We start from the raw sequence: 14,240 nt of genomic DNA on the forward strand, positions 1-14,240 counted from the left end.
TTTTAAGGAGTGAATATGGCTATTACAGTATATTATGATAAAGATTGTGATTTAAATTTAATCAAATCAAAAAAAGTAGCAATTATAGGCTTTGGCTCTCAAGGACACGCTCATGCGATGAATTTAAGAGATAATGGCGTAAATGTAATTATCGGACTTCGTGAAGGTAGTGTAAGTGCTGTTAAAGCAAAAAATGCTGGTTTTGAAGTAATGAGTGTAAGTGAAGCTTCTAAGACAGCAGATGTGGTTATGATTTTAGCTCCTGATGAAATTCAAGCAGATATTTTTAATGTCGAAATAAAACCAAATTTAAGTGAAGGCAAGGCTATAGCTTTTGCGCACGGTTTTAATATCCACTATGGTCAAATTGTTGCTCCAAAAGGTATAGATGTTATCATGATAGCACCTAAAGCACCAGGACATACAGTAAGAAATGAATTTACTTTAGGAGGTGGAACTCCTTGTTTAATAGCCATCCATCAAGATGAAAGTAAAAATGCTAAAAATTTAGCCTTAAGTTATGCAAGTGCGATTGGGGGCGGACGCACAGGTATTATAGAAACAACCTTTAAAGCCGAAACAGAAACAGATCTTTTTGGTGAACAAGCTGTGCTTTGTGGTGGGCTTAGTGCTTTGATTCAAGCAGGTTTTGAGACTTTGGTTGAAGCAGGTTATGAACCTGAAATGGCTTATTTTGAGTGTTTGCATGAAATGAAACTCATTGTGGATTTGATTTATCAAGGTGGTATTGCAGATATGCGTTATTCTATCTCAAATACTGCAGAATACGGCGATTATATTACAGGGCCAAAGATTATTACTGAAGAGACTAAAAAAGCGATGAAAGGTGTTTTAAAAGATATACAAAATGGTGTTTTTGCAAAAGATTTTATCTTAGAACGCCGTGCAGGTTTTGCTAGAATGCATGCAGAACGCAAAAATATGAATGATTCTTTGATAGAAAAAACAGGGCGTAATTTGCGTGCGATGATGCCTTGGATCAGTGCTAAAAAATTAGTAGATAAAGATAAGAACTAAACATTGTCAAAGAAAAAATTAGTTCAAATTCAGCGTTATTTAATCATAGCTATACTTTTTTTACTTTGTATAGCTTTAGCTTTGGGAATTTTAGTAAAATATCAAAATTCCCAAGATGTTTCTTCTGTTAAGCCGGATTATTTTATTGATAAACAAGAAGATTTAATTTCATCAAATAAAGATCATTATGAAATTGGTATTTTTCAAGAGAATGAGTTTGATAATAATAAATCTGTAAGTATTTTAGAGCAAAAAATTCAAGAAATTGATGATTTAAATATAAGTTTAAATGAGCAAAATTTAAGCAATGTAGAGCAGAATTTAAGTTTAGAACAAAATCAGAGTTTGGAACACAATTTTATTCCAAAAGATACAAATTTAACTCAAGATCAAAATTTAACTTTTGATGAAGATATTCATTTAAATAAAATTTCTAAAAAACCAAAACTTGCTATTATTATCGATGATATGGCAAATGCAAGTCAGGTTAGAGGTTTAAAAGCTTTAAATTTAAAGTTAAATCCTTCTTTTTTCCCGCCAGATAAAAACCATAGCGAAACGCCAAAACTTGCTTTAAAATTTGATTTTTATATGGTGCATTTACCTTTAGCAGCGATTAATTACAATAAACCCGAGCTTGATACTTTAAATCCAAATGATAGCAAAGAAAGAATTTTTAAAAAAATCAAGCAAATTAAAAAAGATTTTAAGGATTTAAGATATATCAATAATCACACAGGAAGTTTATTTACAAGCAATGAAGAAGCTATGAGAAAGCTTTACGAGGCTTTAAAAAATCAAAATATATTTTTTGTAGATTCTAAAACTATAGGAAATTCTAAGGCAAATAAAATCGCTAAAGAACTCAGTATGCCTTATATACAAAGAGATGTGTTTTTGGATAATGAGGATGATGTTAATTATGTTAAAAAACAACTCGAAAGTGCAGTAAAACTTGCACAAAAAAAAGGTTTTGTTATAGCCATAGGACATCCTAGGAAAAATACTTTTAAAGCCTTAGAGCAAAGTAAGGATTTGTTAAAAGGCGTTGATCTTGTGTATTTGAGTGAAATTTATGGCAAGTGAAATTTTGCCTGATGAATTTTTAGAACTTTTTAAAGATTTAAAAAAGCCTCCTAAAAAATTACACTACAAAGGAAATTTATCTTTATTAAGACAAGATAAAATCGCTATTATAGGTTCAAGGCGTATGAGTGTTTATACGAAAAATTGTGTTTTTTCCTTAGCGAGTATGCTTAAAAATACCCATCTTTGTGTGGTAAGTGGCGGTGCTTTGGGTGTGGATATCACCGCAAGTATGGCGGCTATGCCAAATACTATAGGTATTTTTGCTAATGGTTTAGATCAAATTTATCCAAGAACTAATGAAAAAATCATTAAACAAATTTATGAAAATGCTTTGGCTTTAAGCGAATACGAAGATGATTATTTGCCAAAAAATTATGACTTTTTACTAAGAAATCGTTTGGTTATTGCTTTAAGTAAGGCCGTTGTAGTTGCACAAGCAGATATAAAAAGTGGTTCTATGCAAAGTGCAAAACTTGCTTTAGAACTCAATAAACCTTTATATGTTTTACCGCAAAGACTAGGAGAAAGCACAGCAACTAATTTGCTTTTAAAGGAAAATAAAGCAAAATTGATTTGTGATTTCAAAGAATTTGTAAGTGAGTTTGCAAGTATAGATACAAATCAAGATGAATTTTTAGAGTTTTGTAAAAAAGGTGTGAGTGTTGATGAGGCTTTAAAAATTTATGGACAAAAAGTTTATGAATACGAACTTGAGGGAAAAATTTCCATAGAAGGGCTTTTTATAAGGGTTTTAGTATGAGAGCTTTGGCTTTAGATGTAGGTTTAAAACGCATAGGTGTAGCGCTTTGTGTAGATAAAAAGATCGCTTTGCCTTTAGATGCAGTTTTAAGAAAAAATCGCAATCAAGCCGCCAATGAAATCAAAAATTTACTTAAAATACATGAAATTTCTTTACTCATTGTAGGCATTCCTAAGGGTGGATCAAGCGAAGAAGAAATGACAAGACGCATTAAGCATTTTGTTTCTTTGCTTGAATTTGATAAAGAAATTTGCTTTGTAGATGAAAGTGGAACAAGTAAAGAAGCTTTAGGATACGGTGTAGCCAATACACGCAAAAAAGATGGTAAATTAGACTCTTTATCCGCTTTTATCATGATAAAGGATTATTTTGCTCTCTAGAATAGAAAAACTTTATACCAAAGATGAAATGCAAAATATTTTATCTTCTTTTACTCAAGAAAAAAATGTTTGTGTATTTGCAAATGCTTTAAAAACCAGCATTGAAGAATTAGAAAAAGAATTTTTAAAACAAAATTTAAAATTTAAAAAGATTAACGCTTATTGTTATTTGTTTGACGCCAAAGATAAGGCTATCTTAAGTTCTATGAAAGCTTTTAATGAGGCGCACTTTTATATACAAAATTATTCTTCTTATTTGTGTGCTTTAAATTTAGAAGTTAAAGCAGGGCAAAGTGTTCTTGATATGTGTGCAGCTCCGGGTGGTAAAAGTATCAATCTTGCAAATTTTATGCAAAATACAGGTTATTTAGCTTGCAATGAGATGAGTAGGGATAGATTTTTTATTTTGCAAAAAAATCTTAAAAATTACGGCGTGAATGCTAAAGTTTTTATGAAAGATGGTAAAAATATAGGCAATTTATGTCCTTTAAAATTTGATAAAATTTTACTTGATGCACCTTGTTCAACTTTTGCTAAAATAGGTTTTGATTTGGAAAAAAGTTATAAAGAAATCAAAAATATTGCAAAAACTCAAAAAAAACTTCTACATTCTGCTTTAAAGGCATTAAAAATAGGCGGAGAGCTTGTATATAGTACTTGCACCTTTACCAAAGAAGAAAATGAAGAAGTGATAGAGAATGCTTTAAAAAGCGAGTTTAAATTAGAGCTTTTAGATATTGATTTGGAAAATGTTGAGGCTAAAGCAGGGCAAAGTGAAGAATTTGCTGAAATTTCAAAATGCAGACGGATTTTACCAAGCTTAGACTATGATGGATTTTTTATAGCTAAACTTAGGAAATTATGTTAATTGATAAAATTATTCACATTTAAATACAAATTCATAAAAAAACTTAAAAAACAATAAATAATTTTTTCTTTATTTTAAAGCTTAAAGTTCTATTTTTAAGTACTTTGAAAAGAAAATCACAGCGTGAAAAGGCTGTGAATAAAGTTGAAATTTTTTTAACCTTAAAAAGATGAAATTAGTCTGATTGTATTTTTTGCAGTTTTGGAACTATTACAGCTTGACAATATCCTTGATTGGGATTATTTATAAAATAATGTTGATGATAGTTTTCAGCTTTGTAGTAAGTTTGCAATCTTGAAATTTTAGTAACTATTTTTTTGCTAAATATTTTTTGCTGTTCTTCGATGAAATTTTGAGCTAAAATTTTATCTTCTTCATTTTCGTAAAAGATTATTGAGCGATATTGTATACCAATATCTCCACCTTGTTTATCTATACTTGTTGGATCATGAATTTTAAAAAAGAGTGTTAAGATTTCAAGAAGAGAGATTTGTTTTTCATCGTAATTTATTTTGACAACTTCTATGTTACCATCACCATTACACACGCTTTCATAGCTAGGATTTGGATTTCCTCCGCTATATCCAACTTCAGTATCGATTACACCTTTTAGGCGTTCAAATACGGCTTCAACACACCAAAAACAACCACCACCTAAAACGATATTTTTCATTGCGAGTTTTCCTTGAGTTTAGCCCTTTGAAGGGCTAGGATTATTTGTAGTTTTTGATTGCTTTTTCTAAAATTTCAATTGCAGCTTTTTCATCTTTAAAATCTTGTACTTTAACCCATTTGTTTGGCTCTAAAATTTTATAAGTTTCAAAGAAATTTTTGATTTTATTTAAAGTTGCTTGTGGTAAATCTGTGTAAGTTTTTATATTGTCATATCTTGCATCTATTTTTGAATTTGGAACTGCAAGAAGTTTTTCATCCATTCCGCTTTCATCTTCCATGATTAAAACACCGATTAAGCGGCAAGGAATCACGGCTCCAGCTTGGATAGGATATTCATTAAGCACTAAAATATCCACAGGATCACCATCATCAGCCAAAGTATTGGCAATAAAACCATAGTTTGCTGGGTAAAACATCGCACTAGCCATAACGCGATCTACCATGATAGCACCACTATCTTTATCGATTTCGTATTTGATGCTTGATCCGTATGGAATTTCAATTACGGCATTGATTTTATTTGGAATATCTCCGATTTTGATTTTGCTTAAATCCATTTTTTCTCCTTATATACTTTGAATTTTTTTAATCAGTTCTTTCATGTCTGCAACGATAGGTTCGATAGTGCGTTCCCCATCGATAATAAAATGAAGTTTTTTCTTTTGATAAAAATCTAAAATTTCATTTAAAGGTTCTGTATAAACTTTCATTCTATTATAAAACACTTCTTCATTATCATCTGCACCACGATTTCTGCCTAAAACTCTTTCTTTGGCAACTTCTTCGCTTACTCTTACTTCTATAACACCTTTAAGACAAATTTCATTTTGCTCACTTAAAACCTTGTCAAATTCCATCATTTGTTCTACGCTTCTTGGATAGCCATCGATGATAATAGTTTTAGTTGGAGCAGCTTTTAGTGCGCAAACTATAGTATTTACAACAACATCTAAAGGAACAAGATTGCCTTTGGATATAAAACTATCTATAGTTTTTCCAAGCTCACTCCCACTTGCTACTTCAGCTCTTAAAAGATCTCCTGTTGAATAGTGTGTGATATTTGTCGCATCTGCTTGTGCGATTAAACTAGCATCGGTAGTTTTTCCACTACCTGGTGCACCTATGATTAAAAACAATTCTTTCATTTTATATTCTCCCTTAATTTGATTCCTAATTCTCTCATTGCTTCATTGCTAGCAGGCGATGGTGCATCTGTCATTAAGCATTGCGCTCTTTGGGTTTTTGGAAAGGCTATAACCTCTCTTATGCTGTTTACTCCTGTAACTAGCATGATGAGTCTATCAAGTCCTATAGCGATACCTCCATGTGGTGGAGCACCAAAACTTAAAGCATCAAGTAAGAAGCCAAATTTTTCTTTTTGTTGTTCTTCATCGATATTTAAAAGTTTAAATACTTTTTGTTGAATATCGTTTTTATGGATTCTTATACTACCTCCACCTAGCTCAACGCCATTTAACACTACATCATAAGCAATAGATGAAATTTCTTCTAAATCAGTCTCATCGATATTTTTTGGCATGGTAAAAGGATGGTGCATCGCAGAATAACTTCCATCATCATTTTGCTCAAACATAGGAAAATCAACAACCCATAAGAATTCTAAGGCATTTGGATCTATAAGATTTAACTCGTTGGCTAAGAAAATTCTAAATCTTCCCATGTAATCAAGCACGGTTTTTTTAGCTCCTGCACCGAAAAATACCACATCTCCTACTTCAAGTTCACAGCGTTTGCTTAGCTCATTTAAATCTTCTTCGCTAAAGAATTTGCAAAGTGGACCTTTAAGCCCATCTTCTTTAACTTGTATAAAAGCTAAGCCCTGAGCACCAAATTTACGCACAAATTCTTCAAATCTTTGCATTTGTCTTTTTGAAAAAATGGTATCGCCTTTTGGAACGCGTATGGCTTTGATGCGATTTTTCTTTGTATCTTTGGCAATATTTGCAAAAATTTCATTATTTGACTTAGCAAAAATATCAATCACATCAATAAATTTAAGATCAAATCTTAAATCCGGCTTATCAGAGCCATAATTCTCCACAGCGTCTTTGTATTGCATTTGTCTAAAAGGGGTTTGAATTTCTTTGCCGCAAGCTTTGAAAATATCTTTTAAAAAAGTTTCAGCTACATTGATTACATCTTTTTGTTCGCAAAAACTCATTTCAACATCAATTTGTGTGAATTCAGGTTGGCGATCAGCTCTTAAATCTTCATCTCTAAAACATTTTGCGATTTGAAAATAACGATCAAAACCGCTACACATTAAAAGTTGTTTGAAAAGCTGAGGGCTTTGTGGAAGAGCGTAAAATTCACCCTGATGCACACGAGAAGGTACGAGATAATCTCTTGCGCCTTCGGGAGTAGCTTTGGTAAGAATAGGGGTTTCAACTTCTAAAAATCCCATATTTGCCAAAGAATTTCTAGCTGCTATACAAGCTTTAGAACGCAAGGCAAAATTTTCATAAAGTTTAGGATTTCTTAAATCTAAAAAGCGATATTTTAAGCGTAATTCTTCATTTACACTTTCATCGGCGATAGCAAAAGGAGGTACGGCACTTTCATTTTCTATGGTAAGTTTAGAAACAACTACTTCGATTTCTCCTGTTTTTAATTTAGGATTTACAAGTCCTTCGCCACGCGGACGAATAGCACCTTCTGCAATAAGTACAAATTCATTTCTTGCATTGGAAGCGATTTCATGAGCTTCTTTGCTATCATTTGGATCGCAAACAAGTTGGATAATACCACTTCTATCTCTTAAATCTATAAAAATAACTCCACCATGATCGCGGTAGCTATTTACCCAACCGCAAAGTTTAACGCTTTGACCAACATGGGAAATTCCCAAGTCTGTATTATAATGACTTCGCAAATTTATTCCTTGAAAAAGATTTTTTAAGATAATGAGCAAAATTATAGTATTTTTATTCTTTTGCTTTGCTAAGATTTGATATAATTTTTTATGCAAAATAAAATAGATTATAAAAATATTAAAAAAATCGGACTTGTTACACGACCCAATGTGAGTTTAGATAAGGAAATTTTAAAACTTCAATCGATTTTATCTATATATAAAGTTGAACTTGTATTGTTTAAAGAAAGTTCTGAAATTTTAGATTTGCCAAAGTATGGATTGGATGATTTGTTTAAAATATCTGATTTTGTTATTTCTTTAGGTGGAGATGGAACTTTGATTTCTTTATGTCGTAAAGCTTGTGAATATGATAAAGCAGTTTTAGGAATTCATGCTGGACATTTAGGTTTTTTAACAGATTTTAAAGTTGATGAAGCTGAAAATTTTTTTCAAGCTTTTTTTCAAGGAGAATTTAGAATAGAAAAGCCTTATTTATTAAGTGTTTTTTTAGAAGATAAGCAAGGAAAAATTTTAGAAAAATTAGCTTTTAACGATGTGGTCATCAGTAAAAACAATCAAGCTTCTATGGCTCATATAGAAGTTTTTAGAAAAGAAAAGAAATTTAATGAATATTTTGGAGATGGGCTTATTGTTGCAACTCCTGCGGGTTCAACAGCTTATAATTTAAGCGCAAATGGGCCCATAGTTTATACTTTAGCTCAAGCTTTTATCTTAACTCCTGTTTGTTCTCATTCTTTAACACAACGCCCTATTGTTTTGCCAAAAGGTTTTGAAATAGAGATTATGGCAAAGGATTGCATACTTTGTATTGATGGGCAAGAAAATTATAAAATGAATGATTTTAAAAGTATAAAAGTGGGTTTAAGTGATAAAAATGTGGCTTTAATTCACCCAAAAAATAGGGATTATTTTCAAATTTTAAAAGAAAAATTACACTGGGGAAATTGATGATAAATAGAATTTTTATGAAAGAAAATCTTGGTTTTAAAAAGGCTGAGCTTGAAATTTCTAAAGGGCTTACCGTTTTTACAGGCCTAAGTGGAGCTGGAAAATCAGTTTTGTTTAAAGGAATTTTATCCGCATTTTCTTTGAGTGAAAGTGAGGCTAAAATTGTCGAAATAGAACTAGATGATAAGTTAGATTTAGAAAGTTTTGGCATAGAAAGCGAAGAGGAGAATGTTTTTAAGCTTTTAAAAGAAAAAAACACAAAATATTTTATTAACAATCAAAGCATAGCGAAAAAAAGTTTGCAAAATTTAAGTAAAACTTTTATTAAGTATTTAAGCGCAAAGGAAAATAACGAATTTGGAAATGAAAAATTTTTAAATCTCTTAGATGCCTTAGAAATGCAAGAAAATACAAATTTTATTTCCTTTTTAGAAGATTTTAAAAAAGATTTTAATGCTTATAGTCAAATTTCTAATGAGCTTAATGCAATTTTGGAAGAAGAAAAAAAAGTAGAAGAATTAAAAGAATTAGCTAGGGTGCAAATTGAAAAAATTTCAAGCATTAATCCTAAAATAGGTGAGTATGAAGAGCTTTTAATACTTAAAAAAAAGCTTTCTAAAAAAGATAAATTAGAAGAAGCTTGGAGTAAGGCAGAGCGTATTTTTGAGCTTGAAAAAGTTGTTATTGAAGCTTTAAATTTAAGCGAAGTTGATGCAAGTTTTTTTAGTGAATGTTTAAATGAATTACGCGTGATTTGTGAAAATCAAAAAATGGAAGATTTGGATTTTGATGTGGAGACGCTTTTAGATCGCATTGAAAATTTGTCCTATCTCATCAAGCGTTATGAAAGCATAGAAAATGCTTTAGAGGTTTTAAAACAAAAAAAACATGAACTAGAACATTATGAAAATTTAAGTTTTGAAAAAAAAGAACTTGAAAAAAAATTTCAAGAATTAAAACAAAAATTAGAAGAAAAAGCGCAAATTTTAAGTCAAACAAGAAAGAAAAACCTTAAAAAATTAGAAAAATGTTTAAATAATTATCTTAAAGATCTTTATATGAAAGACGCAAGTTTGACACTTAAAGAAAATGAAAAAATTTCAATTTTAGGCAAAGATGAGATAATGCTAGATATTAATTTAGCTCATTTAAAAAATTTAAGTTCGGGTGAATTAAATCGCTTAAGACTTGCTTTTATAGCCACAGAATGTAAAATTTTAAATGCAGGTAAAGGGATATTATTTTTAGATGAAATTGATGCAAATTTAAGTGGAAAAGAGGCTATGAGTATAGCCAAGGTTTTAGAAGAGCTTTCTAAGTTTTATCAAATTTTTGCTATTTCTCATTTGCCTCAACTTTCCTCTAAGGCACATAATCATTTTTTAGTTGAAAAAAATGGCGAAGAAAGCAAGGTAAAAAAGCTTGATCAAGAAGAAAGAATTAAAGAGCTTGCTAGGATGGTAAGCGGAGAGCTTGTTAGTGATGAAGCAATCGAATTTGCTAAGACCTTGTTTAAGAATTAAGCGGATTTTTTATTTTACTATGTTAGAATATATAACTATAAAATTTCCTTTCTTTGAAACAAATATATTAAAAATTTTAGATATAAAGGTATTTTACACACTATGAATAAGAAAATTTTAATTATTGATGACAATAAAATGCTCGGCAAACTTTTAGCTAAAAAAATTCAAATGACTTTAGATTATGAGGTAGATATTGCTTTTGGTTTCGCCGAAGCTAAGGAATTAGTGAATAATGATTATTTTTTAGCTTTTGTGGATTTATGTTTGCCAGATGCCCCAAATGGTGAAGTTGTGGATTATGTTATAGAAAAGAAAATTCCTGCTATTGTTCTTACAGCTAGTGGTGATAAGGCTACTAAAGAAAAATTTATGGATAAAGATATATTAGATTATATTTTTAAAGAAAGTGAAACTTGCATTGATGAGATTATTAGTTCTATTGTAAAACTTAATCAATATGCAAAAACTAAAGTGATTTTAGCTATGAGCAAGCTACCTGAACGTAATGAAATTAAAAAAATACTTACTCAAAGACAATTTAATGTTTTAGCTGCAGCTCATGGTGAAGAAGCAATGAGTTATTTAAATGATAATAATGATGTTAAGCTTATTATAGCAGATGTCAATATGCCAGTAATTAGCGGTTTTGAGCTTTTGACTCAAGTAAGAGAACGTTTTAGTGATGATGAATTAGGTGTGATTCTTTTGGGGGATCATAATGATTCATTTGAAGCGAATTCTTTTAAAAATGGAGTTAATGAGTATTTGTTTAAGCCTTTAAGCAAAGAAAGTTTTAATTGTCGCTTAGATCGTTGTTTATCTTACATGGATGATAAAAAATTTTTAAGCACTTATAATGTTTTAGATCCTGTATCTGGGGTTAAAAATTATAATGCTTTAATCGATGGAATAGATGATTATTTTAACGAAATAGCAACAAAAGACGAGGAATTTGCTTTTGCTTTCTTAGATATAGACAATCTTCAAATGATTAACGATGAATACGGCCGTGAAGTTGGTGATGAAGTAATTAAAATCTGCGCCAATGAAATAGTTAATGAAACTAAAGGAAGAGATCTTGTAGGTAGATATAGTGCAGAAAAAATTTGCATTTTGCTTAAAAATATATCCCAAGAAAGAGCGATTAAAATCTTTTCTCGTATACGAGTAAATATAAAAAAAGCTGGTGTTTTAGTTAATTTAGATGAAGTCTTTTTTACAGCTTCTATAGGCGTGGTTTTTGGAAAAAGTGGAGATAAGATTAATTCTTTGGTTGATAAAGCAAGTAAAATATTGTCTCAAGCAAAAGATAATGGCAAGGATAGAGTTGAAGTATGTTCTTAAATCTTGATTTTCAAGATGGTTTAAGGATTGTTGATACGCATTGCCATCTAGACAGTGAAGCATTTAAAGATGATTTAGATGAAACTTTAAATCGTGCTTTTAAAAATGGTATAGAGAAAATCATCATACCTGGTGCTGATATAAAAGATTTGCCCTATGCAGCTACAATTGCTCATAAATATAAAAATATTTTTTTTGCAGCAGGGGTGCATCCTTATGAAATTGATAATTATGATGAGAAAATTTTAAGGCAGTATTTATGCGATGAAAAGTGTGTAGCTGTAGGTGAATGTGGGCTTGATTATTTTCGTTTTAAAAGCGATCTTGCTGAAGAAATTCAAAAAGAAAAAGAAAATCAAAAAAAGATTTTTACCGCACAGCTTGAACTTGCTATTGAATTTAAAAAACCTGTTATCATCCACTCAAGAGAAGCAAATCATGATACTTATGAGATTTTACATGGGTATTCTAAGGATCTTGTAGGAGGAGTTTTACACTGCTTTAATGCAAGCGAACATTTGCTAACTCTTTTTGAAGAGGGATTTTATTTTGGTATTGGGGGAGTTTTAACTTTTAAAAATGCTAAGAAATTAGTTGAGATTTTGCCTAAAATTCCAAAAGATAAACTACTACTTGAAACTGATGCTCCATATCTTACTCCAGAGCCTTATCGCGGTAAAAGAAATGAACCTTTGTTAACTCAATTTGTAGCAAACAAAATGTGTGAAGTATTGAATTTATCAAGAAAAGAGCTTCTAGAAATTTGTTTTAACAATTCTGAAAAATTATTTTTTAAAGGTTATTAATGAAAAAAATTTTATTGTGTTTTTTAATATGTTTTAATTTTCTTTTTGCACAAATTAATACTCCTGAATTTTATGAAAGACAAATGAATGTTTTAAGAAATTTAGATATTAATCCAAGTTTTATTAGTGATTTGATTTTTGTGCAAACTCAACAAGATATAAAATCAAAACATGCTCAAACTTTAATAGATAGTATGCAAAATTTTTCAAAAGTTACTCCTATGATAAGAAAAATTTTAGCCCAGCAGGAAGTTCCTGATGAGATTTTGTATCTAGCTATGGTTGAATCAGGTTTGAAAACTCATAGTGTTTCTAATGCCAAGGCTGTAGGGGTTTGGCAATTTATGCAACCAACAGCTAGAAATTTGGGTTTAAGAATCGATGCTTATGTTGATGAAAGGCGTGATCCGGTCAAGTCAACTTATGCCGCTACAAATTATTTAAAAGAGTTAAAAGAGGAATTTGGCAAATGGTATTTGGCACTTTTAGCTTATAATTGCGGAAATGGCAAGCTAAGACAAGCTATCAAGCAAGCAGGAAGTGATGATTTAAGTGTTTTATTGAACCCTGATAAGAAATATCTTTCTTTAGAAACTAGAAATTTTATAAGAAAGATTTTAACGCTTGCTTTTTTAGCTAATGATAGGGATTTTTTATTAGATAAAGATGCGTCTTTAATGAATTATGCTTTAAGCAATGAATTTGCAAAAGTTGATGTGCCTTCTTCTGCATCTTTAAAAGAAATAGCTAAAAATTTAAATATGGATCTTGCAACTTTTAAGAAATATAATCCACAATTTAAACATAATTTTACGCCTCCTGGTAAAGGGTATTATATGTATATACCACTTAATAAAGTAGCATTTTTTGATAAAAATTTTAAAGCAGAAAAACTTGCAAAGGTTGATACAACTATACCTATGACAAGAACTTATACCGTTAAGTCTGGTGACTCTTTATATAAAATAGCAAAAAATTATAATATAAGTGTTGATGAAATTCGAGAATTCAATAAAATAGCAAAAAATCATCTTAGTATTAATCAAAAATTAATTATACCAATCAAGGAGAATAAAAATGCAAATAAAAACAATTACACTAAAGTTGTCAGCCGTTAGTCTAGGGGCTTTATTTTTTAGTGGTTGTTTAGGCACTAGTTTTTTTTCTAGCTTGGATAATGCTCAAGTGTATTATCCTTCAAATGATTTTAAAAGCAGTCCTAGTTCTTCAGGGACTAAAGGAACGATGAAGCCTTATACTATCAACGGTAAAACTTACTATCCTACTGTTGTAGCAGTAGGTGAAACTGCTGATGGTATTGCAAGTTGGTATGGTCCAGGTTTTCATGGTAAAAAAACCTCTAATGGCGAAACCTATAATCAAAACGGTTTAACCGCGGCTCATAAAACTTTACCTATGAATACCATTTTAAAAGTAACCAATCTAAATAACAATCGTCAAGTTACCGTTCGTGTGAATGATAGAGGTCCTTTTGTAAATAATCGTATTATAGATTTATCAAAAGGAGCTGCTAGTCAAATTGATATGATTGCTTCAGGAACAGCTCTAGTAAGGCTTGAGGTTATAGGATTTGGTTCAAGTAGCTCGGGTAATAATATTGTACATTCTAATGTAAACTATGGAAATAGTGGAGAGATTGCAAATAATGGACAAATTTATGAAGGTGGAAATTTCATGGTTCAAATTGGAGCCTTTAAAAACCCAGCTGGAGCACAAACGATAGCAGCAAGATATAAAACTTATAGAACTTATAGCTCCACTATACGCACAAGTTCAGTGGATGGGTTAAATCGCGTTTTCTTAACAGGCTTTAGAAGTGAAGATGAAGCAAGGGATTTTGCTGCAAGTGGTGCATTTTCAGGCGCATTTGTTGTAAGAGAGTAGAAATT

Annotated in this window: 15 protein-coding genes; 11 read left to right on the top strand and 4 right to left on the bottom strand. The window is 30.6% G+C overall.

Features of this window, described 5'->3' with window-relative positions:
• Nucleotides 1-15: 15 nt before the first annotated feature.
• Genes ilvC through ELQ05_RS03455 form a run of 5 tightly spaced genes read left to right on the top strand, consistent with a single transcriptional unit; the run spans nucleotide 16 to nucleotide 4,135 of the window.
• Complete coding sequence (gene ilvC, locus ELQ05_RS03435) at nucleotides 16-1,038, top strand: ketol-acid reductoisomerase (protein ID WP_002921147.1); 1,023 nt, start codon at nucleotides 16-18, stop codon at nucleotides 1,036-1,038.
• A 3-nt stretch (nucleotides 1,039-1,041) separates the two neighbouring features.
• Nucleotides 1,042-2,124 carry a divergent polysaccharide deacetylase family protein gene (locus tag ELQ05_RS03440; protein ID WP_070295604.1) on the top strand — a complete coding sequence of 361 codons (1,083 nt, stop codon included), beginning with the start codon at nucleotides 1,042-1,044 and terminating at the stop codon, nucleotides 2,122-2,124.
• The gene (locus ELQ05_RS03445; RefSeq protein WP_088303747.1) at nucleotides 2,114-2,887 is read left to right on the top strand and encodes a DNA-processing protein DprA; all 774 of its coding nucleotides are present in this window, start codon (nucleotides 2,114-2,116) and stop codon (nucleotides 2,885-2,887) included. Before ELQ05_RS03440 ends, ELQ05_RS03445 begins: the two co-directional genes overlap by 11 nt.
• Nucleotides 2,884-3,267 (top strand): Holliday junction resolvase RuvX, encoded by a 384-nt coding sequence (gene ruvX / locus ELQ05_RS03450; protein WP_002856861.1) that lies wholly within the window; start codon nucleotides 2,884-2,886, stop codon nucleotides 3,265-3,267. The genes ELQ05_RS03445 and ruvX overlap by 4 nt, the downstream gene beginning before the upstream one ends.
• 28 nt (nucleotides 3,268-3,295) lie before the next feature.
• Nucleotides 3,296-4,135 carry an RsmB/NOP family class I SAM-dependent RNA methyltransferase gene (locus tag ELQ05_RS03455; protein WP_079264093.1) on the top strand — a complete coding sequence of 280 codons (840 nt, stop codon included), beginning with the start codon at nucleotides 3,296-3,298 and terminating at the stop codon, nucleotides 4,133-4,135.
• Between the two features lie 175 nt (nucleotides 4,136-4,310).
• Here the strand turns inward: ELQ05_RS03455 and msrA are convergent, their stop codons facing one another.
• The 4 genes from msrA to aspS are packed head-to-tail and all read right to left on the bottom strand — an operon-like array spanning nucleotide 4,311 to nucleotide 7,703.
• Entirely contained in the window at nucleotides 4,311-4,808 is a 498-nt protein-coding gene (msrA, locus tag ELQ05_RS03460; protein ID WP_002876697.1) for a peptide-methionine (S)-S-oxide reductase MsrA, read from the bottom strand.
• A 40-nt stretch (nucleotides 4,809-4,848) separates the two neighbouring features.
• On the bottom strand, nucleotides 4,849-5,367 hold the full coding sequence (gene ppa / locus ELQ05_RS03465; RefSeq protein ID WP_002855031.1) for an inorganic diphosphatase: 519 nt from the start codon (nucleotides 5,365-5,367) through the stop codon (nucleotides 4,849-4,851).
• Nucleotides 5,368-5,376: 9 nt separating this feature from the next.
• Entirely contained in the window at nucleotides 5,377-5,955 is a 579-nt protein-coding gene (locus ELQ05_RS03470) for an adenylate kinase (protein WP_002855137.1), read from the bottom strand.
• Nucleotides 5,952-7,703, bottom strand: a complete 1,752-nt coding sequence (gene aspS / locus ELQ05_RS03475) for an aspartate--tRNA ligase (RefSeq protein WP_070316946.1) — start codon at nucleotides 7,701-7,703, stop codon at nucleotides 5,952-5,954. Before aspS ends, ELQ05_RS03470 begins: the two co-directional genes overlap by 4 nt.
• 90 nt (nucleotides 7,704-7,793) lie before the next feature.
• Here aspS and ELQ05_RS03480 point away from each other — a divergent pair, with 90 nt between their 5' ends.
• From ELQ05_RS03480 to ELQ05_RS03505, 6 genes are all read left to right on the top strand, one after another.
• On the top strand, nucleotides 7,794-8,654 hold the full coding sequence (locus ELQ05_RS03480; protein ID WP_002866499.1) for an NAD(+) kinase: 861 nt from the start codon (nucleotides 7,794-7,796) through the stop codon (nucleotides 8,652-8,654).
• Nucleotides 8,654-10,177, top strand: coding sequence for an AAA family ATPase (locus ELQ05_RS03485; RefSeq protein ID WP_002876701.1), 1,524 nt, complete (start codon nucleotides 8,654-8,656; stop codon nucleotides 10,175-10,177). The genes ELQ05_RS03480 and ELQ05_RS03485 overlap by 1 nt, the downstream gene beginning before the upstream one ends.
• A 102-nt stretch (nucleotides 10,178-10,279) precedes the next feature.
• Nucleotides 10,280-11,524 (top strand): bile resistance response regulator CbrR, encoded by a 1,245-nt coding sequence (gene cbrR, locus ELQ05_RS03490; protein WP_057042593.1) that lies wholly within the window; start codon nucleotides 10,280-10,282, stop codon nucleotides 11,522-11,524.
• Nucleotides 11,515-12,330: a TatD family hydrolase gene (locus tag ELQ05_RS03495; RefSeq protein ID WP_059110962.1), complete on the top strand. Its 816-nt coding sequence runs from the start codon at nucleotides 11,515-11,517 to the stop codon at nucleotides 12,328-12,330. Before cbrR ends, ELQ05_RS03495 begins: the two co-directional genes overlap by 10 nt.
• Nucleotides 12,330-13,448 (top strand): lytic transglycosylase domain-containing protein, encoded by a 1,119-nt coding sequence (locus ELQ05_RS03500; RefSeq protein WP_002852087.1) that lies wholly within the window; start codon nucleotides 12,330-12,332, stop codon nucleotides 13,446-13,448. Before ELQ05_RS03495 ends, ELQ05_RS03500 begins: the two co-directional genes overlap by 1 nt.
• Nucleotides 13,408-14,235 (top strand): septal ring lytic transglycosylase RlpA family protein, encoded by an 828-nt coding sequence (locus tag ELQ05_RS03505; RefSeq protein WP_134239944.1) that lies wholly within the window; start codon nucleotides 13,408-13,410, stop codon nucleotides 14,233-14,235. Before ELQ05_RS03500 ends, ELQ05_RS03505 begins: the two co-directional genes overlap by 41 nt.
• Nucleotides 14,236-14,240: the final 5 nt, after the last annotated feature.

This window comes from Campylobacter sp. US53, from assembly GCF_004378995.1.
GTDB classification, from domain to species: Bacteria; Campylobacterota; Campylobacteria; order Campylobacterales; family Campylobacteraceae; genus Campylobacter_D; species Campylobacter_D jejuni.